Source organism: Streptomyces sp. NRRL B-3229, from assembly GCF_000719505.1.
In the GTDB taxonomy this organism is placed as follows: Bacteria; Actinomycetota; Actinomycetes; order Streptomycetales; family Streptomycetaceae; genus Streptomyces; species Streptomyces griseorubiginosus.
On record NZ_JOGP01000018.1, the window covers coordinates 150,468 to 171,287 of the forward strand.

Sequence of the window (20,820 nt, forward strand, 5' to 3'; positions counted from 1 at the left end):
TCGTGAGGTGACCCGCCGTCATAACGAGCCGGACGTGGCCTCGGGCTGTTCCAGGGCCGCGTCCAGCGACGGCTGCGGGGGCAGCAGCCGGGTCAGTCCGGTCACCCGCATGATCCTCAGCGTGAGCGGGTGCGTGCAGACCAGGAGCAGCCGGCCGTCCCGGTCGAGGACGCGGGACCTCGCGCGGTACAGCAGCCGCAGCCCCGAGCAGTCGAGGAACTCGACGAGGGTCAGGTCGATGACCACGCGGGCGTCGGGGTGGGCCGTGGCCCGGTCCAGGTGCGGCAGGATCTCGGTGGCCGCGGCGATGTCGATCTCCCCGCGGAACTCCAGCACGGTGTGACCGCGTTCCTTGTGGACCCGCAGATGCCGGGACGGTGGCGCGGGTTCCTGCTGCACGACGACATCGCCTCCCACCGACTCCGCGCAAATGGGTTCCCCGCCCTGCAAGTTACCCCCGATGGAATGAATTTGAGCATGTTCGATTGACATATGTCTTCGAATTGCGACCGCCGGTTCGCCACCGGTTCACGCGGGGCTCGCGCCGGGCTCTGTCAGGGGCTCGCGCCGGGCTCGGGAAGGGGCTCGCGCAGGGCTCGCCCAGAGCTCGGGAGGGGTCTCGCGCCCGGCTCGGGACAGGCCTCGTGCCGGCTCAGGAGAGGGCGTGCCAGGCTGTCGTGAGGGCCTGGCGGAACTGCTCGGTCTGGTGGGCGGTGAGGTCCCGCACCATGCGCTCCTCCAGCTCCCGCACCGGCGCCTCGTGCTGGGTGAGCAGCGCGCGGCCCTCCTCGGTCAGCAGGATCAGCAGTTCCCGGCGGTTGTTCGGATTGCGCTCGCGCCGCACCAGCCCACGCGTCTCCAGGGAGCGCACCAGATCGGCCATGGACTGGGCGGTGACGAACGAGTCCCGGGCCAGCTGGGCCGCCGACAGTCCGTCGTGCCGCTGGAGCACGGTGAGCGCCGTGTACTGGAGCGCGGTGATCCCGGAGGGCCTGACCAGGTCGTCCAGGTGGGAACGGACGACCAGCTCCACCTGTTTCACCATGTAGAGGAGTGACGGGGGCGCCTTGGTCACCTGTGTCTCGGGCATGGGTTCAGGCTAGAGCATTGACAGGAAACCTGTCTGTGAAGAGACTGCGAACCAACAGGAATCCTGTTTGTTGAAATCTTGGCGACGATGCTGAGGAGCGGTGATGTCCCCCATCGAGATCGAACCCGGACGGCTCTTCGTGGGCGGCCAGTGGCGCGAAGCCGCCGACGGCGCCCGCACCGAGGTGATCGACCCGTCCCGGGGCACGGTGGTCACCACCGTCGCGGAGGCCGGCGCCGCCGACGTGGACGCGGCCGTGCGCGCCGCCCGGGAGGCCTTCGACGCCGGGACCTGGTCCGGCCTCAGCGGCCGTGAGCGGGGCCGCATCCTGTACCGCGTCGCCGAGCTGATCCGCGAGAACGCCGACGAACTCGCCCAGCTGGAGAGCCTCGACGTCGGCAAGCCGATCTCGCTGTGCCACGCCGTCGACATCACCAACGCGGCCAACGACTACGAGCACTTCGCCGCCCTCGCGCACTCCCTGGACGGCGCCGTCCGCGACACCCCCATGAACGCCCTCGCCTACACCAAGCGCGAGCCGCTCGGTGTGGTCGCCGCCATCACACCCTTCAACTTCCCGCTGATCCTGGCCGGTTCGAAGATCGGACCCGCGCTCGCCGCCGGCAACACGGTCGTGCACAAGCCCGCCGACGAGACCCCGCTCAGCGCCCTCTACATGGCCGGACTGCTCCAGAAGGCCGGGGTCCCGGACGGAGTCGTCAACGTCGTCACCGGAACGGGCCCGGTCGCCGGTGACGCCCTGCTGCGCCACCGCGGTGTCGACAAGGTCGCCTTCACCGGCTCCACCGCGATCGGCCGCCATGTCGCGGCCACCGCCGGCGAGGCCCTCAAGCCGGTCACCATGGAGCTCGGGGGCAACGCCGCCAACCTCGTCTTCGAGGACGCCGATCTCGAGAAGGCGGTCGGCGCGATCATCAAGGCGTTCGTCTTCAACACCGGCCAGTTCTGCATGGGCGGCCCGCGCCTCCTCGTGGCCCGGCCGGTTTACGCCACCCTGCTCGGCATCCTCGCCGACGCCGTGCCCGGCGTCCCGGTCGGCGACCCGCGCGACCCCGGGACCGTCGTCGGCCCGATGGCGGGGGAGAAGCACCTGAAGAAGGTCGAGGAGTACGTCGAGCTGGCCCGCAAGGAGGGAGGCAGGATCGTCTGCGGCGGTGAACGCCTCGACCTCGACGGCGGGTTCTACTACAAGCCCACGGTGATCGCCGATCTGTCCAACGACTCCCGCGTGGTCCAGGAGGAGATCTTCGGACCGGTCCTGACCGTGCAGCCCTTCGACACCGAGGACGAGGCGGTCGAGCTCGCCAACTCGACCCCGTACGGCCTGGCTTCGGGCGTGCAGACCACCAACCTGGCCCGCGCCCACCGGGTCGCCGACCGGCTCCAGGCGGGCATCGTCTGGGTCAACGACTGGGCGATGCTCGACCCCGCGGTGCCCTTCGGCGGGGTCAAGGACTCCGGCTACGGGCGTGAGTACGGCCCCGAGGCGCTCGACGCCTACACCAAGGTCAAGTCCGTCGTCGTCTCGCTCGACTGAGCCTCCCCGAGGAGTTTCTGCGATGCCCATCACCACCCGTGCCGCCGTGGTCGAGTCCGGCGGCGCGCCCTTCACCCTCTCCGACGTCACCCTCGACGACCCCGGACCGCACGAGGCCGTGGTCCGCCTGGTCGCCACCGGTCTGTGCCACACCGACCTGGGCGTCGCGAGCGGCGGACTGCCCTTCCCGCTGCCCGGGGTCCTCGGACACGAGGGTGCCGGGGTCGTCGAGGCCGTCGGCTCCGCCGTCACCGGAGTGGCCCCCGGCGACCACGTCGTGCTGTCCTTCACCTCCTGCGGCGACTGCCGCAACTGCGCCGGCGGGCACCCCGCCTACTGCGCGACCTGGCTGCCGCTGAACCTCCTCGGCGGCCGCCGGGCAGACGGCTCCAGCACCCTCAGCCGGGACGGCGAACCGCTCGGCGGCCACTTCTTCGGCCAGTCCTCCTTCGCCGAGCGCGCCCTGGTCGACGAGCGCAGCCTCGTGAAGGTCGACCCCGACGTGCCGCTGGAGTCCATCGCCCCGCTCGGCTGCGGGGTGCAGACCGGCGTCGGCGCCGTGTGGAACGTACTGAAGCCCGTCACCGGCTCCACGGTCGTCGTCCTCGGCGCCGGAGCCGTGGGCCTGTCCGCGGTGATGGCCGCCGCCCTCACCCCCGCCACGACGATCGTCGCCGTCGACCGGGTCGGCGAACGCCTCGCGCTGGCCGAGGAGTTGGGCGCCACCCGCACCGTCGACGCGGCCGCGGAGGACCTCGGTGCGGCGCTCGCCCGGATCACCGGCGGCCGGGGCGCGGACGGCGTCGTGGAGACCACGGGCAACGTCACCGTGCTGCGCCAGGGCGTCGACGCGCTCGCCGCCCGCGGCACCGTGGTCGTGGTCGGCGCCCCGCCGTTCGGCAGCGAGGTCTCCCTCGACGTCAACGGACTGCTGGGCGGCAAGCAGGTCGTCGGCCTCACCCTCGGCGACGCCGAGACCCAGAGCTTCATCCCCGCCCTGGTCCGCCTGGTCAAGGAGGGACGGCTGCCCCTGCACCGCCTGATCAGCACCTATCCGTTCGCGGACATCGACCAGGCGGTACGGGACATGGGCGCGGGCAAGGCGATCAAGCCCGTGCTGACGTTCTGAGCGGCCGACCGGACACCAGCGGTCAGTCGACCACCAGGACCAGCTTCCCCGTCGTACGGCCGGTGTCGCCCAGCGCATGCGCCTCGGCGGCATCGGCCAACGGGAAGGTCTTCTCGATCGTGGCGCGCAGTTCGCCCTTCTCCACCAGGTCCACGATCGCGTTCATCCCGGCGCGGTCGGAGTCCACGAGCATCCGCAGGGCCCTGACGCCCAGCCGCTCGGCCTCCTTGCCGAACTCGTCCGAGCCGACCGGCAGGATCGACACCACGATCCCGCCCGGCCGCAGCACCTTCAGCGACCGCACGGACGTCTCCCCGCCGAGCGTGTCCAGCACCACGTCGACGTCCTTGACGACCTCGGCGAAGTCCGTCTCCCGGTAGTCGATCGCCTCGTCCACGCCCAGCTCGCGCAGGAAGTCGTGCTTGCCCGCGCTCGCCGTGCCGATCACGTACGCGCCCCGGGCCTTGGCGATCTGCACGGCCACATGGCCCACCCCGCCGGCCGCCGCGTGGATCAGCACCCGCTGACCCGGACGCAGGTCCGCGTTCTCCACCAGGGCCTGCCAGGCGGTCAGGGACACCAGCGGCAGCGCGCCGGCCTGCGTGTGGTCGATCGACGCCGGCTTGTGGGTGAGTGCCCGCACCGGCGCGATGACGTACTCGGCGTGCGAGCCGTGGCCGTAGGGGTACGGCAGCATGCCGAAGACCTCGTCACCCGGCTTGAAGGTCGCCACTCCGATGCCGACCGCCTCGACCTCGCCGGAGACGTCCCAGCCGAGGACGAACGGCGGTTCGCCGAGGAAGCCGCCGGTGGCGCGGTGCTTCCAGTCGGTCGGGTTCAGGCCGGCCGCCCGCACCCGGACCAGCACCTGGTTGGGCCCCGGTGCGGGGCGTTCGACCTCGATCTCCTTGAGGACCTCGGTACCGCCGAGGGTGTCCTGGCTGATGGCTCGCATGGTGTTCACAGTGCTCATGGTCGACCAGCCTGCCGGGAGCCGCCCGCCAGGAAAATGGCATGATTGCCAACATCCGATAGAATCGTGCCATGGTGCATGTGGAACGAGTCGTGGTCCTGGCGCTCGACGGCGTCTACCCGTTCGAGCTGGGTATCCCGTCCAGGATCTTCAACGCCGCCGACGGCAGGTACGAGGTGCTCACCTGCTCCGTCGACGGCCGCCCGGTCCGCACTAACGCGGACTTCACCATCGGGGTCGAGCACGGCCCAGAGATCCTCGGCACGGCGGACACCGTGGTGATCACCCCCGTCGACTCCGGCCGGGTGAGCGGCGAACTGCCGGACGCCGTCCGCGCGTCCCTGGAGTTCGTCCGCCCCGACGCGCGCATCGTCTCCATCTGCACCGGTGCCTTCGTGCTCGCCGCCGCCGGGATGCTCGACGGCCGCCGGGCGACCACCCACTGGTCGCTCGCCGATCGGTTCCGGCGGCTGTTCCCGCGTGTGGACCTCGACCCGGACGTCCTCTTCGTCGAGGACGGCCGCATCCTCACCTCGGCCGGGGCGGCCTCCGGGGTCGACGTGTGCCTGCACATCGTCCGCACGGACCACGGCGGGGAACTCGCCAACTGGGTGGCCCGCTGCTGTGTCGTCCCGCCCTTCCGTGACGGCGGCCAGGCCCAGTACATCGCTCAGCCGGTACCGGAGCAGGGCGCCGCCAGTACGGCCGCGACCCGCGTCTGGGCCCTGGAGCGGCTCGACGAGCCCCTCGCCCTGGCCGAGCTGGCCGCCCACGCCCGGATGAGCCTGCGCACCTTCGCCCGCCGCTTCCACGACGAGGTCGGCCTCAGCCCCGGCCGCTGGCTGATCCAGCAGCGCGTGGCCCGTGCCCGGCACCTCCTGGAGTCCAGCGACCTCTCGGTCGACCAGATCGCCGGCCGCGTCGGCTTCGCCACGGGCGCCTCCCTGCGCCAGCACCTGCACGCGGCGATCGGCGTGTCCCCGCAGGTGTACCGGCGCACGTTCCAGACCTCGGCGGCACGCTGAACGGGTCGGCCCCGCCTCACCGGCTGGCGTGCAGGGCGACCAGCAACTGCCAGACCTGGTCGGCGATCTCGGTGGCGGACGCGTCGAGCAGGCCGTGCAGCCAGTCGGCCAGGACGCCCGCGAACGTCGCCGCTACGGCGGAGGCGACCAGCGGGGCGTCGGCCGCGCCCGCCAGCTCCCGCTCCCGCAGGCTGTAGGCCCTGAGGTCCCGGTGCAGCACCCTGCCCAGCGGACCGCCGCCGCCCGGGGTGAGCAGGGCCCGGTACAGCGCGGAGTGCGGGGTGAGCGAGGTGAAGAACTCCCCGAGCGCGGGTGGCGCGTGCACCGGGTCGGGGCGCCCGCGCCAGGCGTGCAGCGCCTCCACGGCCTCCCGTACGACGTCCGCGCAGGCGTCGACCGCTAGCGCCTCCAGGCCGTCGTAGTGGACGTAGAAGGTGGCCCGGCCGACCCCGGCGCGCCGCACCAGGGCGGCCACGCCGACCTCCTCCAGCGGGCGCTCGGCACACTCCGCGAGCAGCGCTTCCCGCAGCCGTGCCCGGGTGCGCGCCGCTCGCGGGTCCTCCGGGGCGGCGCGGGTCACTGCGCGACGAGGACGGCGGCCAGGGCGACGGCGCCGGGCAACGCCTGCGCGAAGAGGATGCGGACGTTGGCGGTGGCGGCACCGTACACACCGGCGACGATCACGCACAGCAGGAAGAACACCTGCGCCCGGAACCCGGTCGGATCACCGGCGACCAGTCCCCAGACCAGGCCCGCCGCGAGGAAGCCGTTGTAGAGGCCCTGGTTGGCGGCCATGGCGGCGGTGGCGCGGGCCATCTCCGGGTCGAAGCCGTGGAAGGACATCCCCGGCTTCTTCTGCCACAGGAACATCTCCATCACCAGGATGTACACGTGCAGCGCCGCCACCAGGCCGACCAGCACGTTCGCCAGGATCTCCATCAGCTTCTTCCCTCACTTCTTGGACGTGTGTCCACTATAGCTGGACATCCGTCCAGGAAGTCCCCTGTCAGTGCCGGCCACTACCGTGCGGACCATGACTGATCACGAGCCGACCGTCCGCCCGGCCCGCCCCGAGGACATCCCGGGACTGGTCGCCTCCAGCGCGGGCCTGTTCGCCGAGGACGCAGGCACCAGGGATCCGAGCGTCGACGTGGACTGGCCGCGCCGGCACGGGGCGGAGTCGTTCGCGGCGGCCCTCGCAGACCCGGCGCGGCTCGTGCTGGCGGTGGATCACGGCGGTGAGGTGGTCGGCCACCTGACGGGCACCCTCACCGAACCCTCGGCCGTACGACCCGTGAAGTCGGCCACGCTGAACGCCCTGTACGTCCGGCCGGCCCATCGGCGCGGGCGGGTCGGCGGCCGGCTGGTGGCGGAGTTCCTGTCCTGGGCCGAGGCGCGGGGCGCCACCCAGGCGGAGGTCGCCGCCTACGCGGCCAACCCGGACGCGATCCGCTTCTACGAGCGCCAGGGATTCGGGGCGCACGCGGTGACACTGCGATCCGTCCTAGGTCGAAAGGAGGAGGCGGGAGAAGAGGCGAACGACGAGACTGAGCAGACCCGTCGACGCTCGAGCAGAAGGACCGACCGATGCCGATGACTCCGCAGCCCGCCCGCTCCGCCGAGCAGCGCAAGAAGGACACCCTGCACCGACTGGAGCACGACGACGACGTCTGGGTCGCCACCGCGCCGGACGACGGCTCGGGGGTGCCGTATCTCGTTCCGCTCTCGTTCCTCTGGGACGGCTCCACCCTGCTCCTGGCGACCCCCGCCGCCAGCCCGACCGGCAGGAACCTGAAGGCGACCGGGAGAGTGCGGCTCGGTCTCGGGCCCACCCGGGACGTCGTGTTGATCGAGGGCACCGTCGAGACCGTGACACAGGCCGAGTTGGGCGAGGAGGAGGGCGACCGGTTCGCGGCCGGCACCGGCTTCGAGCCCCGCCGGCTGACCACGCCCTACCTGTACTTCCGCGTCACACCGCAGCGCGTCCAGGCCTGGCGGGAGGTCAACGAGCTCACGGGGCGTGAACTCATGAGGGACGGCCGGTGGTTGGTCGCCGACTGAATCGGCCGTGCCGGGATATCCGCAAGGAACAGGGCCGCGGGGCGCGACGCCTCGGGGCGGACCTTTCGGAGGAGACATGGCACTGGTGAAAGCGGGGTTCGTCGTGCTCGACTGTGCCGAGCCCGAGAAACTCGCCGTGTTCTACAAGGAGCTGCTGGAGGCCGAGGAGACGGACGCCACCGCCAACCGTGTGGAGATCAGGGGGGCCGACGGCTTCCGGCTGGCCTTCCGCCGCGACGTGAACGCCACACCGCCAAGCTGGCCCCGCCCCGAGAACTCCCTCCAGGCCCACATCGACTTCGTGGTGCACGACCTCGACGAGGCCGAGCGCAAGGTGGTGGAGTTGGGCGGCCGGCCCCTGGACACGAAGGACGCCTCGGGCCCCTTCGAGGAACGCGGCTACGCCGACCCCGCCGGCCACTCCTTCACCCTCCGCCTGGTCACCCCGACGGCCCCGAAACAGGGCTGACCCGATCCAGGACACCGGGCCCGCGAGGACGGGGCCGAGCGGGCCCCGGCTGCGTTTGCCTGCGGCGGCCCGGGCCGTGTGCGGCGAGTGCGCTTGTCTACGGCTGCCTGCGGCGGCCCGGGCCGTGTGCGGCGAGTGTGCTTGTCTACGGCGGCCGCGGCCGTGTGCGGCGAGTGCGCTTGCCTGCGGCGGCGGGGCCGTGAGCAGCCGGTGTGGATACACGGACCTGGGCCCAGGGCCTGCGGCCCGGTCGGTGGATCGGGCGCCGCCGCCCCGCCCGGTGAGGGCGAGGCTGTGCCGCTCCCACCGCCACGAGGCGGGCCGGACCCGGTAGCCGATCCACGGGTGCAGCGCCGAATCGGTCCGCTCCTCGTGGACAGGGCTGCCGATCTGCCCCGCCCCCGGAACACCGAGCGGCTGCCCCGCCGACGCAAGCCTGAGCCGGTCCGGCCCGGCTGTGAGGGCTGGCCCGGTCGACCCGTACCGTTCAGCCTCAGGGCCCGGTCAGTCACGGCTGAGCCGGTCCGCCCCGCTCACGCACGGCCGGTCCGCCCCGCTCACGCACGGCCACGCCGGTCGGTCCGGTCAATGCGGTCGACGGTCCGCCCCGCTCACGCACGCCCACGCCGGCCCGTACCGTTCGAGCCCGGCGCCGCGTCAGTCGCGGCCGCCCTTCTCCGAGGCCGGCCAGACTCCCGTGGAGCGTTCGATGGCCTTCGCGCCGGTGCGGTCCACCGCGCTGCGTACCGCGGCGAAGATGGCGCCCTGGATCGCGGCCGCGAGGAGGATCTCGCCCCAGCCGCGGTCCCGGTCCAGCGCGTCCGGCGCGTCCTCCTCGTGCCGGATCGCCATCCAGGTCTTGCGGAAGGCGAGGCCCGCCAGCCAGCCGCTCGACCAGCCGAGCGCGAACCCGAGCGGCTGGTAGGCGAGGGGCAGCTTCAGCTTCTTCTTCTTGGCCATGTGGATCTCCTCGTTCGAGTCGTTCGAGAGTCGCGTCGGTCAGGGACGTCCCCGAGCGGGCACCTGCTCCGCGGCCGGAGGCGGCCCCGGCGGGGTGCCGTCGCCGAACGGCCGGCCGCCCAGCTCCGCACGGTGGTGCGGGGTGAGCCAGCCCGGCAGATCGGGTCCGAGCGGGACGACGCCGGTCGGGTTGATCCCGCTGTGCACCTGGTAGTAGTGCCGCTTGATGTGGTCGAAGTCGACCGTGTCACCGAAGCCCGGCGTCTGGTACAGGTCACGGACGTACGCCCACAGCACCTCGTTCTCCGTCAGCTTCCAGCGGTTGCACTTGAAGTGACCGTGGTAGACGGCGTCGAAACGCACCAGTGTGGTGAAGAGCCGGATGTCCGCCTCGGTGATGGTGTCCCCGACGAGGTACCGCTGCCGGGCCAGCCGCGGGGTCAGCAGGTCGAGCCGGCGGAACACGCCCGCGCACGCCTCCTCGTACTCCTCCTGGCCGGCGGCGAAACCGGCCCGGTACACCCCGTTGTTGACGTCCTCGTAGACATCCGCCATCACTGTGTCGATCTCGTCCCGCAGCGCCCTCGGATACAGGTCCGGCGCGCCCTCGCGGTGCAGGGCCGTCCACTCGGTGGCCAGGTCCAGGGTGAGCTGCTGGTAGTCGTTGGTGACGAGCTTTCCGCTGGGGATGTCGACCAGAGCCGGCACGCTCACGCCGCCCGGGTAGTCGCTCTCCCGCTTGTCGTAGGCCTCGCTGAGGTAGCGGATGCCGAGCACCGGGTCACGGCCGTCCGGGTCCAGGGTGAAGCGCCAGCTTCGGTCGTCCTGGATGGGGTCCGCGATCCCCATCGGCAGGGCGTCCTCCAGACCGAGGAGCCGTCGTTAGATCACCGCCCGGCTCGCCCAGGGACACGCACGGCTCACGACGAGACGGTAGCGCCCGGCCTCCACCGGCCAGCCGTCCCGGGCGTCGGCGGTGACCCGGTCCGCGAAATGGCTCTTGGACCGTTTGAACGCCTTGTGGCCGTACGCGCTGTTGCCGTCGCCGGCGGTGTCCATGCTTCCTCCCGTGTGAGCTGTCCTGGTGGACGCGTTCCCCGTTTTCGGGAGTCGGCACGGTGTGAGTGCCCGGGCGGTGGGCAATCGGCGAGGGTGAGCGGGACATCGACGAAAGAAAACGCGGACCGGAAAACACGCGTCACCGTGCTGGTGGCACTGGCGGCGAACCTGGTGATCGCGGTCGCCAAGGCCGTGGGAGGCATCCTCGCGGGCTCGCCCGCGCTGCTGTCGGAGGCGGCGCACTCCGTCGCCGACAGCCTCAACGAGGTCTTCCTGCTGGCCGCGCTGCACCGCAGCCGCCGCCCCGCCGACCGGCGCCATCCCTTCGGCTACGGCAAGGAGCGGTTCTTCTGGTCGCTGATCGCGGCCGTCGGCATCTTCGTCATGGGCGGCTGCTTCTCCGTCTTCCAGGGCGTCGAGGCGCTGCGCAACGGGGCCGAGGAGAAGTTCAGCGGCTACGTGGCGGGCCTGATCGTGCTGGGCGTGGCCTTCCTCGCCGAGGGCATCTCGCTGCTGCGGGCGCTGCACCAGGTGCACAAGCAGGGCGGGGCCGCCCAGGGCATGCGGGACCCGGCCCTGCGCACGGTCGTCGCCGAGGACGGCACGGCGGTGCTCGGCGTGACCCTGGCCATGATCGGCATGGCGCTGCACATGGTCACCGGGCAGGTCGTCTGGGAGGCGTCCGCGTCCCTGGCCATCGGTGTGCTGCTGGTCTACGTGGCCTACCGGCTGGGACGCGAGGCGAAGGGGCAGCTGATCGGCGAGGCCGCCGACCCGGAGGCCAGTGCCCGGATCCGGGAGCTGCTGGACGCCCAGCCCGAGATCGACAGCGTGGAGGCGCTGTTCACCATGAAGATGGGGCTGGACTCGGTGCTGGTCGCGGCCCGGGTCGACCTGGTGCCGGGCCTGGACAGCGAGCGGGTCGAGGAGGTCGCCGTACGGATCAAGCGGTCGGTCGCCCGGATCGTCACCGAGGCGGACCAGATCTTCCTCGACGTCACCGACCGGCCGGCCGAGGAGGCACGGGAAAGCCCCGCCGCGACGGGGGAACGCGGCGGGGCCTGACGCTCAGGTGCCCGGCCGTGACCGGACCATGCGTCCTCGGCGAAGAATTTCTCAGAGCCTGAGATGTCTCCGAGATCCGAGTCGGAGAGGGGCTGGAGGCGTCAGTCCTTGTCGACGGGCTCCAGAACGAAGACCGGTATGACCCGGTCCGTCTTCGTCTGGTACTCGGCGTACGGCGGATACGCGGCGACGGCCCGGTCCCACCACTCGTCCCTCTCCGAGCCGGTGATCTCACGGGCCTCGAAGTCCCGCTTCACCGGCCCGTCCTGGAGCTCGACCAGCGGCTCGGCCTTGATGTTGTGGTACCAGACCGGGTGCTTGGGCGCCCCGCCCTGCGAGGCGACCACGGCGTACCGGCCGTCGTGCTCGACACGCATGAGCGGCGTCTTGCGGATGCTGCCGCTCTTCGCGCCCCGCGTCGTCAGCACGATGACCGGCAGCCCGGTGTCCAGGAGCGTGGTCCCCTCGGTACCACCGGAGCTCTCGTACAACTCCACCTGGTCACGCACCCATTGGGTCGGGCTGGGCTCGTACTTGCCGTCAAGAGGCATGTTCACACTCTCCTAGTCGTCCGCTACCGGAACCCCGCACGGGACATCAACATCGCCGCGTGCGGGATTCATCCCCACCGGGATACCCAGCGGCGGGCTCTTGTCACAGCAGGACCATCCGCACGGCCAGTGCCGTGATCACGGCACTCGACACCAGCGCCGTCACCAGACGTCCCCGGTGTCCCGTCAGCGTCCGGCCCAGCAGGGCGCCGCCACCGGCCAGCAGCAGCTGCCAGCTCGCCGAGGCGACGAACGCCGCCAGCACGAACACCCCCTGTTCCAGGGGGCGTACGGCTTCCTCGGCGCGGGTGCCGAGGACCAGCGCCGCGAAGTAGATCACGGTGGTCGGGTTGAGGAGGGTGATGCCGAGCAGGCCCAGGTAGGCCCGGCCCGGACCCGGGGGTGGCGGGGTGGTGCGGGTGGCGAGGTGGCGGGCCCGGTACTCGCGTACGGCCGTCACCGCGCCGCGCGCAGCCAGTACCACCAGGACCAGGGCCGCCACCCAGCGCAGCGGGTCGAGGACCGGCCGCAGCAGCGCGGCGACCGCGGATCCGCCGACGGTGGCCACCAGGGCGTACAGTCCGTCGGCGGTGGCCACGCCGAGCGCGGCGCAGACACCGGTGCGCAGGGACGTGCGGGCCGTGAGGGAGACGAGGTAGGTCGCGACCGCGCCGACGGGAACGGCGATGCCGTACCCCGCGAGCAGCCCCGCGACGAGCGCGGCGGTCACGAGCGCGGAAGCGTGGGCCCCCACGGTCGGCCGGGCTGCTGCTGGACGCGCACCGGAAGGACGGCGGTGGCGGTCGGCGGCAGGAAGGCTTCGGTCGTCAGCATGGCCAGATCATGCGGGCCCGGAACCGGCCACGGCAAGCGCATTTCCGAGGTGGGCCCCGTGCGCCGGGAGGGCCGCCGTCCGTTTCCCGCTCCACGGCGGCGATCCCCGGCCAGATTGCCGCCGTCACCGATCTGGCCGAACTTCCCGTCGCTCCAATAGATGCCCTGGGCATCTAATGAAGATCTGCACGACGCGCCCTTCGTCTGCGAGGTCTTCCATGACGGAAACGGAACCTGTCGCGTTCCCCCAGGACCGGACCTGCCCCTTCCATCCGCCCACCGGCTACGACTCCCTGCGCGCCGCCCGCCCGCTGTCCCGGATCACCCTCTTCGACGGGCGGCCGGCCTGGCTGGTCACCGGTCACGACACCGCACGGGCCCTGCTCGCCGACCCCCGGCTGTCCACCGACCGCACCCGGGACGGCTTCCCCGCCCCCACGGCCCGCTTCGCCGGCCTCAGGAAGCGGAGGGCGGCGCTGCTGGGCGTCGACGACCCCGAGCACCGGGTGCAGCGACGCATGATGGTGCCCAGTTTCACGCTCCGCCGGGCCGCCGCGCTCCGCCCCCGCATCCAGGAGATCGTCGACGAGCGCATCGACGCGATGATCGCGCAGGGGCCGCCCGCCGAGCTGGTGACCGCCTTCGCGCTGCCCGTCCCCTCGACCGTGATCTGTGCCCTGCTCGGCGTGCCCTATGTCGACCACGACTTCTTCGAGGGGCAGTCCCGGCGGCTGCTGCGCGGCCCCGCGGCCGAGGACGTCATGGACGCACGGGATCAACTCGAGGAGTACATCGACGAGTTGATCGACCACAAGCAGAGGCAGTCGGAGCCGGGCGACGGGGTGCTCGACGAACTCGTCCACGGGCAGCTGCGGAACGGCGAGCTGACCCGTCAGGAAGTCATCGCCCTGGCGATCATCCTGCTGGTCGCCGGCCACGAGACCACCGCCAACATGATCTCCCTCGGCACCTTCACCCTCCTCCAGCACCCGGACCGGCTCGCCGAGTTGCGCACCGACCCGGCCCTGGTCCCGGCGGCGGTCGAGGAACTCATGCGGATGCTGTCGATCGCGGACGGACTGCTTCGGATGGCGCTGGAGGACATCGAGGTGGCCGGGACGACCATCCGGGCGGGCGAGGGGGTCCTCATCTCGACCTCCGTCGTCAACCGCGACGAGGCCGTCTACGGCGACCCGGACACCCTCGACTGGCACCGGCCCGCCCGCCACCACCTCGGGTTCGGCTTCGGCATCCACCAGTGCCTGGGCCAGAACCTGGCCCGCGCCGAACTGGAGATCGCCCTGCACACCCTCTTCGACCGGCTGCCCATGCTCCGCCTCGCCGCCCCGGCCGAGGAGATCCCCTTCAAGCCCGGCGACACGATCCAGGGGATGCTGGAACTCCCCGTGACCTGGTAAGAGGCCCCGCTCATGCACATCGAGATCGACAGGGACGTCTGTATCGGGGCGGGCCAGTGCGCCCTGGCCGCCCCGGGCGTCTTCACCCAGGACGACGACGGCTACAGCACGCTCCTGCCCGGCAGACCGGCCGGCGGCGCCGACCCCATGGCCCGCGAGGCCGCCCGCGCCTGCCCCGTCGCCGCCATCACGGTGTCGGGGACGGCGGGCTGACCCGGCCGGGTCGGCGTGCGCAGACGGCGGGCCCACACCAGCGGACACAGCGCCGCTGGGTGGGCCCGCCGCCCTCTGCGTGGACGGCCACTCCCTGACGTGAGAACGTACGTCCTCGCCCGGCCGTCCCGGAGGATGACATGACCGACCGCCCACCACTGCCCCCCTTCACCGGCGAGACCGCCGCCCAGAAGGTGCAGGCCGCCGAGGACGCCTGGAACACCCGCGATCCGCAGCGGGTGGCGCTCGCCTACTCGGAGGACTCCGTGTGGCGCAACCGCGGCACCTTCGTCACCGGTCGCACGGAGATCGTCGAGTTCCTCACCGCCAAGTGGGCCCGCGAGCGCGAGTACGCGCTGCGCAAGGACCTGTGGGCTTACGACGGCAACCGCATCGCGGTCCGCTTCCCGTACGAGTGCCGGGACGCCGAGGGGCAGTGGTGGCGGTCCTACGGCAACGAGCTGTGGGAGTTCGACGAGCACGGGCTGATGACCCGGCGCGAGGCGAGCATCAACGACGTGCCGATCGAGGAGGGGCAGCGCCGGATCCACGGTCCGCGGCCCAAGACGGAGCGGGGACTGTCCTTCCCCCTTCAGTAGGGTTTCCGTCAGTAGGGTTCCCGCGTGACCGAACAGGACGAGATACCGCCCTTTCTCTACGTCGTCGTCTGCGCCGCGGGCATCGCCGCGGGTGTCGGCAAGCTGATCACCGCCGCGCAGGAACGGGAGTGGCAGGTCGGGGTCATCGCCACGCCCACCGCCATGGACGGCTTCTTCGACACGGCGGCCGTCGAGGCGCAGACCGGCTATCCGATCCGCTCCGCCTGGCGCCGCCCCGGAGAGCCGCGGCCCTTCCCGGAACCCGACGCCGTCGTGGTGGCCCCGGCCACCTTCAACACCGTCAACAAGTGGGCGGCGGGCATCGCCGACACCCTCGCCGTCGGCACGCTGTGCGAGGTGACCGGGCGGGGCGTCCCCGTCGGCGTCCTGACCTGCGTCTCCGACGACCTCGCCGCTCACCCCGCCTACCAGGACAGCCTGATCCGGCTGCGGGGGATGGGCGTGCGGTTCGGGTACCCCTACCAGGGCGCCGAGGGCGAGGAGTTCGCGTGGGAGCGGGCGCTGGACCTGGTCGAATAGCACCGGCCCCCGCCTGGGCCCGGTTGCGCCGCGGCACGGGGGACCTGGATCGCCTCGAAGCCGTACGCTCCCCTTCGAACCCCTCTCGAAGGCAGGAGCAGCAACGATGCAGTACGTGAAGCTCGGTTCGACGGGCCTGGACGTCTCGCGGATCTGTCTGGGTTGCATGTCCTACGGCCTGCCGGACCGCGGCGTGCACGAGTGGACCCTCGACGAGGAGGCGTCGCGGCCACTGATACGGCAGGCCCTGGACGCGGGCATCAACTTCTTCGACACCGCGAACGTCTACTCCGACGGCACCAGCGAGGAGATCGTCGGCAAGGCCCTCGCGGACTTCGCCAACCGCGACGAGATCGTGCTGGCGACGAAGGTGAACGGCCGGATGCGGTCCGGGCAGAACGCGGCGGGGCTGTCCCGCAAGGCGATCATGACGGAGATCGACCACAGCCTCCGGCGCCTGGGCACCGACTACGTCGACCTGTACCAGATCCACCGCTTCGACCCGCACACCCCGGTCGAGGAGACCATGGAGGCCCTGCACGACCTGGTGAAGGCCGGCAAGGTGCGCTACCTCGGGGCCAGTTCGATGTTCGCCTGGCAGTTCTCGAAGATGCAGTACACGGCCGAGCGGCACGGCTGGACCAAGTTCGTCTCCATGCAGAACCACTACAACCTCCTCTACCGCGAGGAGGAGCGGGAGATGCTGCCGCTGTGCGCCGACCAGAAGGTCAGCGCCCTGCCGTGGAGCCCGCTGGCCCGCGGCCGGCTCACCCGGGACTGGGGCACGGTGACCGACCGCAGCGCCACGGACAACTTCGGCAGCCGCCTCTACCAGGAGGGCGACCGCAGCATCGTCGAGGCCGTCACCCGCATCGCCGGCGACCGGGGTGTCCCGCGTGCACAGGTCGCCCTGGCCTGGCTGCTCGCCCAGGACACCGTGGCGGCCCCGATCGTGGGCGCGGGCAAGCCGCACCACATCGAGGACGCCGTGGCGGCCGTGGACCTCGAGCTCAGCGACAAGGAGATCGAGGAGCTGGAGGCGCCGTACACGGCCAGGCCGATCGTCGGCCACAGCTGACGCGAGCCCACCCGGCAGGCTGGTCCCGGTGTGCGAACCGTCGCGCCCGGCCGACCGGTCCGTGGGGGCCGGTCCGTCGCACCCGGCGGGCCGGTCCGTGAGCTACGGCCTGCCGCACCCTGCGGGTCGGTCCGTGGGGACGGCGGTCCGCCCCGCCCGGTCAATGCGGTCCGTGCGGTGCGAACTCCGTCCCGCACGGACCCGCCCCCTCGCTCTCCGGCAGCGGCACCCGCGCGCCGCTCATCGACAGCGTCCGGTAGTAGTGCCCGATCCGCTCCGTGGACGCGCCCACGTAGTGCCCGATGAACGAGCGCCGGAACCGGTCGGCCGTGCGGTTGGGCTGCGACCCGTGCACCAGGCTGCCGTTGAAGAACAGCACGTCCCCCGGCGCCATGTCGACGGGCACCGTGGCGAGCCCGGGAGGCGGTGCCACGTACTCCCTCGCGAACGACACCTCGGAGTCGGCCAGTTCGGGACAGAACAGGTCCATGCGGTGCGTGCCCGGGACGACTTCGAGACCGCCGTTGGCCCGGTCGATCCCGTCGCAGGCCACCCAGGCGGCGACACAGGTGCCCGGCTCGACCCGCAGATAGAAGTTGTCCTGGTGCAGCGCCTGCCCCCGCGCCCCCGGCGGCTTGAAGTAGAACATGCTCTGCGCGGCCAGCACCTCCTCGCCGAGCAGCGACTCCAGCACCTTGCGCAGCCGCGCGTCCAGCAGGAGCTCCAGCGCGAGGGCGTTGATCTCGTGCGGCTGCATCACCCGCGGATACCTGCGCAGCGGATCCGTGGACTCGCTCGGCTCGAAGTGCCCCGGCACCGGGCCGCCCGCGTGCAGTGCCGCGAACTCCGCGCACAGCCGGTCGATCTCCTCACGTGCGAAGAGCCCGCGAACGACCGTGAAGCCGTCCTCCTCGAACTGCCGGACCCCTGTCCCGATGCCCGTGACGGTCATGTGTCCCCTCCTTCGTCACCTGTGTTCCACTTGTCACGCTAGGCCGCAGCGCAGGTGAGGAGGATGTCCATGAGCGCCGAAGGATTGCCCGGGACTGTCGCACCGGGTGACCCCGGCCCACCGCCGGGCCTCGTGGTCGTCGGCCGCTACGGCGAACTCCCCGGCTACACCGTCCAGCGACCGCAAGGCGCCGACAGCTGGCTGTTCACATGGACGCTGAGCGGCCGGGGAACCCTGCGCCAGGGACGGACCGAGACCGCGGCGGGCGCCGGGGAGCTCGTGGTGCTCGCCCCGGGTGTCCCGCACCGCTACGGCGTCCAACTGGGCTGCGACCATTGGGAGTTCTGGTGGGCGCACTGCGGAGCCAGACCCTCCTGGACCGCCTGGCTGGGACCGTACGGCAGGGGTGACGGCCTGTACGTCGTCGCCCCGGATCCCACCGGCGAGGACCCGGGCGGCCGCGTCGAGGCGGCCTTTCGCCGCATGTTCGCCGACGCCCGCAGACCCGGCACCGGTATCCCGCCCGGGCCTGTGCCCGTCGGCGACCGTGCCACCGTGGCCGTCGCCCACGGCACCACCGCCCGCGAACTCGCCCTGAACGCGCTGGAGGAGGTCGTACTCCTCGCCGCGGGTGCCGTCCACCGGACCCGGACCGGGGCGGCGGCCGACGGGGATCCCCGGGTGCGGCGCGCCCAGGAGCTGATCGAGGCTGACCCCGGCGCCCCGCACACCGTCCGGTCGCTCGCCGCCGAGGTCGCGCTCTCACCGTCCCGGTTCGCCCACCTCTTCACCGGGCAGCAGGGGCACTCACCGATGCGGGCGGTGCGCGAGGCCCGGCTCCAGCACGCCGTCCGGCTGCTGGAGAGCACCGACCTGTCGGTGGGACGCGTCGCCGCCGCCTCCGGCTTCGCCAGTCCCTTCCACTTCAACCGCGTCTTCCGCGAACGCTACGGCACCCCGCCCGGCGCCTACCGTGCCGCCGGGTCAATGGTTGGTGCCTGACGTCGCGAAGCCGTCCGGACCTGCCGTGGAGTGGCGCTTCAATGGTTTCCTGGATCGCTTCGCGGAGTTAACTGAATCCTGTTTCCAACGGGTATTGACGAACCGTCTATCTACGCGCGGCACGCGGAATCTGAAAATCCGCGAGATCACTTGTTGGGCGTCCCTGACCTGTGCAAAGGTGTGCGTTGTCAGCACACAGACAATGCACATTTCTCCCTGTGTGCTCAAGACCCCCCTCCGTACGCCTCATGCTTCAAAAGAGCGGACAACGGCGGACGCACCCATTGGTATGGACTTAATGCAACGCAGCATGCCCTCGGGAGGAAATGCCGTCGTGAAGGACGCAGGCCTGTCGAATTCCCCGTCTCCGGTTCGTCCGTACGACGTCACGGACGAGCAGCTGAGCGCAGAGCTCAAGAAGTGGAGCGGCACGACTCCCGCCCTGCAACCCGTCGGTGAACTCCTCGACCGGCACTGGGAAGCCGCGTTCGCCTACGCCCGGCTGTGCACCGACGGTCCCCGCCCCGCAGGAATGCTGACCACGGCCGCGTTCACCCGCCTGTTCGGGGAGTCGCTGCGCCAGACGGGTCCGAGCGCCGCCTGGCGGCCTCATCTGCTCGTCACCGTCCGCCGTATCGCGGCCGAGTGGGAATCCGACGGCCGGCGCGAGATGCTCAACCCCGCGCTGCGCTCCGAGCAGGACGGCGAGCGCGTCGCGGCCCGTCTGCTGCCGCCCGACGACCGCCGGCTGCTGTCCGGCGCCTTCCAGCGCTTGCAGCAGTCCGCCCGCTGCCTGCTGTGGCACACCGAGGTCGAGGCGGAACCCATCGGCGTGCCCGCGGCCCTCCTCGGCCTGGACGAGGAGGCCGCCGGCATCGAACTCCGCCGCGCCCGCGACCGGCTGCGCGAGGAGTGCCTCCAGGTGCACCGCGAACTCGCCCCCGAGCAGGAGTGCCGGCACTACCTGCGACTGCTCGACGTGACCTACCGGCGCGGCGGCTTCGAACTCGACCCCGATCTGCGGGCGCACCTGGAGCAGTGCAGGCACTGCATGCACACCGCCGACCAGCTTCACCAGTTCAACGGCGGCCTCGGCCTGGCCCTCGCCGAGGCGGTGCTCGGCTGGGGCGCCGGCGCCTACGTGACCTCCCGGATGAGCGTCGACGACACGGGGGCCGCTCAGGAGGCCCGACAGCACGCACCGGCCAGGCCGTTCGTGGCGGAGGCCTTCGGAACCCCGCTGCCGCCCACCACCCCGCCCGACGGCACCCACCCCGGCGACCCCGCCGTACCCGGCCCGCGCTCCAGGGCCCGCGCGGCCGCCCGCCGCTCGGCCCACCGGGGTGCCGCCCGGCGCACCTCCCGCCGCAATCTCACCGCCGCCGTCCTGACGGTGAGCGGGCTCATAGTCCTGCCCCTGGTGATGTGGTCCGCGCTCGGTTCGTCCGACGGCGACCACGCGTCCGCCGCGGGCCCCTCCGAGGCGCCCGGCACCGACACGGCCTCCTCGACCGGCGATCCGTCCCAGGCGGGCGCGGGCGAGGCCCGCAAGGGAGACCTGCGCGGCCGTCTGCACAACGTCGAGTCGGGGCTGTGCGTCGGTGTCGTCGGCAAGGAGATCGCCCAGGGCGTCGAGACCGGACTCGCCGAGTGCTCCGGCGCCGAGGGCCAGCAGTGGACGTACGAGACGGACGGACTGCTGCGCAGCGCGGCCGACCCCCAGCTGTGCCTGGACTCCCACCTCGGCTATTCGGTGCGCCTTGCGCTCTGCACGGGCGAGACCAGCCCCGGCGGCAAGAACATCCGCTACGACTTCACGCTCCAGGGCACCCTCGTACCGCGCTGGAACCAGGACCTCGCCCTGACACCGGCCGCGACCGACGGCTCCGGCGCGCTGGTCCTGAAGAACCGCGACGAGGGCCCCGCCCAGCGCTGGATGTTCGACACCTCCAAGACCGAGCCGCAGATGCAGGCGGTCAACTGGGACGCGGAGGGCAGCCCCACTCCGACCCCGAAGTCCGCCCCGGCGCCCACGAAGACACCGACGGCGGCCCCGACACCGACCTCCGCACCGCCCACCCCGCAGACCACGCCGACCGTGTCGAGCAGCGCCTCGCCGGGCCAGGACTGCTCCACCAACCCGTACGCCTGTTCCTGGGGCGGCCCGCCCGGAGGCGGCTACGGCGGTGGGTACGGGGGCGGCGGCTACGGCGGTGGATACGGCGGCAGGCACTGAGCCCTGAC

23 protein-coding genes and 1 pseudogene are annotated in these 20,820 nt (G+C 71.8%); 14 read left to right on the plus strand and 10 right to left on the minus strand.

All coding sequences use genetic code 11. From position 1 onward, the window contains the following. Positions 1-18 precede the first annotated feature (18 nt). Together IF54_RS0126645 and IF54_RS0126650 are read right to left on the minus strand one after the other, a co-directional pair. Positions 19-399 carry an anti-sigma factor antagonist gene (locus tag IF54_RS0126645; protein ID WP_030323071.1) on the minus strand — a complete coding sequence of 127 codons (381 nt, stop codon included), beginning with the start codon at positions 397-399 and terminating at the stop codon, positions 19-21. A gap of 253 nt (positions 400-652) precedes the next feature. Continuing rightward, the gene (locus IF54_RS0126650) at positions 653-1,090 is read right to left on the minus strand and encodes a MarR family winged helix-turn-helix transcriptional regulator (RefSeq protein ID WP_030323073.1); all 438 of its coding nucleotides are present in this window, start codon (positions 1,088-1,090) and stop codon (positions 653-655) included. A 103-nt stretch (positions 1,091-1,193) separates the two neighbouring features. Between IF54_RS0126650 and IF54_RS0126655 the strand changes: the two genes are divergently transcribed. Then, positions 1,194-2,648: an aldehyde dehydrogenase family protein gene (locus IF54_RS0126655; protein ID WP_030323074.1), complete on the plus strand. Its 1,455-nt coding sequence runs from the start codon at positions 1,194-1,196 to the stop codon at positions 2,646-2,648. Between the two features lie 22 nt (positions 2,649-2,670). After that, a complete protein-coding gene (locus IF54_RS0126660; protein WP_030323075.1) occupies positions 2,671-3,777 on the plus strand; it encodes an NAD(P)-dependent alcohol dehydrogenase in 1,107 nt (368 codons plus the stop codon). 22 nt (positions 3,778-3,799) lie between these two features. Here IF54_RS0126660 and IF54_RS0126665 read toward each other — a convergent pair whose 3' ends face one another. Further along, positions 3,800-4,750 carry an NADP-dependent oxidoreductase gene (locus tag IF54_RS0126665; protein ID WP_030323076.1) on the minus strand — a complete coding sequence of 317 codons (951 nt, stop codon included), beginning with the start codon at positions 4,748-4,750 and terminating at the stop codon, positions 3,800-3,802. A 71-nt stretch (positions 4,751-4,821) separates the two neighbouring features. On the opposite strand from IF54_RS0126665, the gene IF54_RS0126670 reads away from it, so the two are divergent. Further along, positions 4,822-5,775 (plus strand): GlxA family transcriptional regulator, encoded by a 954-nt coding sequence (locus IF54_RS0126670; protein WP_030323079.1) that lies wholly within the window; start codon positions 4,822-4,824, stop codon positions 5,773-5,775. Between the two features lie 16 nt (positions 5,776-5,791). Here IF54_RS0126670 and IF54_RS0126675 read toward each other — a convergent pair whose 3' ends face one another. Then, complete coding sequence (locus tag IF54_RS0126675; protein ID WP_030323080.1) at positions 5,792-6,355, minus strand: TetR/AcrR family transcriptional regulator; 564 nt, start codon at positions 6,353-6,355, stop codon at positions 5,792-5,794. Next, positions 6,352-6,714, minus strand: coding sequence for a DUF1304 domain-containing protein (locus IF54_RS0126680; RefSeq protein WP_030323082.1), 363 nt, complete (start codon positions 6,712-6,714; stop codon positions 6,352-6,354). Before IF54_RS0126680 ends, IF54_RS0126675 begins: the two co-directional genes overlap by 4 nt. Before the next feature lie 94 nt (positions 6,715-6,808). On the opposite strand from IF54_RS0126680, the gene IF54_RS0126685 reads away from it, so the two are divergent. The 3 genes from IF54_RS0126685 to IF54_RS0126695 all read left to right on the plus strand — a co-directional run bounded on the left by IF54_RS0126685 (position 6,809) and on the right by IF54_RS0126695 (position 8,305). Then, positions 6,809-7,372: a GNAT family N-acetyltransferase gene (locus tag IF54_RS0126685; RefSeq protein ID WP_051735558.1), complete on the plus strand. Its 564-nt coding sequence runs from the start codon at positions 6,809-6,811 to the stop codon at positions 7,370-7,372. Further along, positions 7,369-7,836, plus strand: a complete 468-nt coding sequence (locus IF54_RS0126690) for a pyridoxamine 5'-phosphate oxidase family protein (protein WP_030323087.1) — start codon at positions 7,369-7,371, stop codon at positions 7,834-7,836. The genes IF54_RS0126685 and IF54_RS0126690 overlap by 4 nt, the downstream gene beginning before the upstream one ends. Positions 7,837-7,912: 76 nt before the next feature. Next, positions 7,913-8,305, plus strand: coding sequence for a VOC family protein (locus IF54_RS0126695; protein ID WP_030323090.1), 393 nt, complete (start codon positions 7,913-7,915; stop codon positions 8,303-8,305). A gap of 657 nt (positions 8,306-8,962) precedes the next feature. On the opposite strand, the gene IF54_RS0126700 is transcribed toward IF54_RS0126695, so the two are convergent. Next, entirely contained in the window at positions 8,963-9,265 is a 303-nt protein-coding gene (locus tag IF54_RS0126700; protein WP_020134811.1) for a DUF4235 domain-containing protein, read from the minus strand. Between the two features lie 39 nt (positions 9,266-9,304). Next, positions 9,305-10,324 (minus strand): annotated as a pseudogene (locus IF54_RS39810) (glutathione S-transferase family protein). Positions 10,325-10,336: 12 nt separating this feature from the next. Between IF54_RS39810 and IF54_RS0126710 the strand changes: the two are divergent. Then, positions 10,337-11,389, plus strand: coding sequence for a cation diffusion facilitator family transporter (locus tag IF54_RS0126710; protein WP_420790594.1), 1,053 nt, complete (start codon positions 10,337-10,339; stop codon positions 11,387-11,389). A 101-nt stretch (positions 11,390-11,490) separates the two neighbouring features. Here the strand turns inward: IF54_RS0126710 and IF54_RS0126715 are convergent, their stop codons facing one another. Next, complete coding sequence (locus IF54_RS0126715; RefSeq protein ID WP_030323096.1) at positions 11,491-11,940, minus strand: nitroreductase family deazaflavin-dependent oxidoreductase; 450 nt, start codon at positions 11,938-11,940, stop codon at positions 11,491-11,493. 103 nt (positions 11,941-12,043) lie between these two features. Continuing rightward, positions 12,044-12,670 carry a LysE family transporter gene (locus tag IF54_RS0126720; RefSeq protein WP_030323098.1) on the minus strand — a complete coding sequence of 209 codons (627 nt, stop codon included), beginning with the start codon at positions 12,668-12,670 and terminating at the stop codon, positions 12,044-12,046. 322 nt (positions 12,671-12,992) lie between these two features. Between IF54_RS0126720 and IF54_RS0126730 the strand changes: the two genes are divergently transcribed. The 5 genes from IF54_RS0126730 to IF54_RS0126750 all read left to right on the plus strand — a co-directional run bounded on the left by IF54_RS0126730 (position 12,993) and on the right by IF54_RS0126750 (position 16,622). Next, on the plus strand, positions 12,993-14,192 hold the full coding sequence (locus IF54_RS0126730) for a cytochrome P450 (RefSeq protein WP_030323100.1): 1,200 nt from the start codon (positions 12,993-12,995) through the stop codon (positions 14,190-14,192). 12 nt (positions 14,193-14,204) lie between these two features. Further along, on the plus strand, positions 14,205-14,405 hold the full coding sequence (locus tag IF54_RS0126735; protein ID WP_030323104.1) for a ferredoxin: 201 nt from the start codon (positions 14,205-14,207) through the stop codon (positions 14,403-14,405). Positions 14,406-14,545: 140 nt separating this feature from the next. Then, positions 14,546-15,004 carry a DUF1348 family protein gene (locus IF54_RS0126740; protein WP_030323106.1) on the plus strand — a complete coding sequence of 153 codons (459 nt, stop codon included), beginning with the start codon at positions 14,546-14,548 and terminating at the stop codon, positions 15,002-15,004. A 24-nt stretch (positions 15,005-15,028) separates the two neighbouring features. Next, positions 15,029-15,544 (plus strand): flavoprotein, encoded by a 516-nt coding sequence (locus IF54_RS0126745; RefSeq protein ID WP_030323109.1) that lies wholly within the window; start codon positions 15,029-15,031, stop codon positions 15,542-15,544. Between the two features lie 106 nt (positions 15,545-15,650). Then, positions 15,651-16,622, plus strand: a complete 972-nt coding sequence (locus IF54_RS0126750; RefSeq protein ID WP_030323111.1) for an aldo/keto reductase — start codon at positions 15,651-15,653, stop codon at positions 16,620-16,622. A 160-nt stretch (positions 16,623-16,782) separates the two neighbouring features. Here the strand turns inward: IF54_RS0126750 and IF54_RS0126755 are convergent, their stop codons facing one another. Continuing rightward, positions 16,783-17,574, minus strand: coding sequence for a phytanoyl-CoA dioxygenase family protein (locus tag IF54_RS0126755; RefSeq protein ID WP_030323113.1), 792 nt, complete (start codon positions 17,572-17,574; stop codon positions 16,783-16,785). 69 nt (positions 17,575-17,643) lie between these two features. Between IF54_RS0126755 and IF54_RS0126760 the strand changes: the two genes are divergently transcribed. Next, a complete protein-coding gene (locus IF54_RS0126760) occupies positions 17,644-18,576 on the plus strand; it encodes a helix-turn-helix domain-containing protein (RefSeq protein WP_037820591.1) in 933 nt (310 codons plus the stop codon). Between the two features lie 334 nt (positions 18,577-18,910). Beyond that, complete coding sequence (locus IF54_RS0126765; RefSeq protein WP_037820594.1) at positions 18,911-20,812, plus strand: RICIN domain-containing protein; 1,902 nt, start codon at positions 18,911-18,913, stop codon at positions 20,810-20,812. The last annotated feature ends 8 nt before the right edge of the window (positions 20,813-20,820 follow it).

What these genes read in the sequence shown, in the direction of transcription:
- IF54_RS0126650 (WP_030323073.1), bottom strand. Translation starts at nt 1,090, where the DNA reads ATGCCCGAGACACAGGTGACCAAGGCGCCCCCGTCACTCCTCTACATG.
- IF54_RS0126655 (WP_030323074.1), top strand. Translation starts at nt 1,194, where the DNA reads ATGTCCCCCATCGAGATCGAACCCGGACGGCTCTTCGTGGGCGGCCAG.
- IF54_RS0126660 (WP_030323075.1), top strand. Translation starts at nt 2,671, where the DNA reads ATGCCCATCACCACCCGTGCCGCCGTGGTCGAGTCCGGCGGCGCGCCC.
- IF54_RS0126665 (WP_030323076.1), bottom strand. Translation starts at nt 4,750, where the DNA reads ATGAGCACTGTGAACACCATGCGAGCCATCAGCCAGGACACCCTCGGC.
- IF54_RS0126670 (WP_030323079.1), top strand. Translation starts at nt 4,822, where the DNA reads ATGGTGCATGTGGAACGAGTCGTGGTCCTGGCGCTCGACGGCGTCTAC.
- IF54_RS0126680 (WP_030323082.1), bottom strand. Translation starts at nt 6,714, where the DNA reads ATGGAGATCCTGGCGAACGTGCTGGTCGGCCTGGTGGCGGCGCTGCAC.
- IF54_RS0126685 (WP_051735558.1), top strand. Translation starts at nt 6,809, where the DNA reads ATGACTGATCACGAGCCGACCGTCCGCCCGGCCCGCCCCGAGGACATC.
- IF54_RS0126690 (WP_030323087.1), top strand. Translation starts at nt 7,369, where the DNA reads ATGACTCCGCAGCCCGCCCGCTCCGCCGAGCAGCGCAAGAAGGACACC.
- IF54_RS0126695 (WP_030323090.1), top strand. Translation starts at nt 7,913, where the DNA reads ATGGCACTGGTGAAAGCGGGGTTCGTCGTGCTCGACTGTGCCGAGCCC.
- IF54_RS0126700 (WP_020134811.1), bottom strand. Translation starts at nt 9,265, where the DNA reads ATGGCCAAGAAGAAGAAGCTGAAGCTGCCCCTCGCCTACCAGCCGCTC.
- IF54_RS0126715 (WP_030323096.1), bottom strand. Translation starts at nt 11,940, where the DNA reads ATGCCTCTTGACGGCAAGTACGAGCCCAGCCCGACCCAATGGGTGCGT.
- IF54_RS0126730 (WP_030323100.1), top strand. Translation starts at nt 12,993, where the DNA reads ATGACGGAAACGGAACCTGTCGCGTTCCCCCAGGACCGGACCTGCCCC.
- IF54_RS0126735 (WP_030323104.1), top strand. Translation starts at nt 14,205, where the DNA reads ATGCACATCGAGATCGACAGGGACGTCTGTATCGGGGCGGGCCAGTGC.
- IF54_RS0126740 (WP_030323106.1), top strand. Translation starts at nt 14,546, where the DNA reads ATGACCGACCGCCCACCACTGCCCCCCTTCACCGGCGAGACCGCCGCC.
- IF54_RS0126750 (WP_030323111.1), top strand. Translation starts at nt 15,651, where the DNA reads ATGCAGTACGTGAAGCTCGGTTCGACGGGCCTGGACGTCTCGCGGATC.
- IF54_RS0126755 (WP_030323113.1), bottom strand. Translation starts at nt 17,574, where the DNA reads ATGACCGTCACGGGCATCGGGACAGGGGTCCGGCAGTTCGAGGAGGAC.
- IF54_RS0126760 (WP_037820591.1), top strand. Translation starts at nt 17,644, where the DNA reads ATGAGCGCCGAAGGATTGCCCGGGACTGTCGCACCGGGTGACCCCGGC.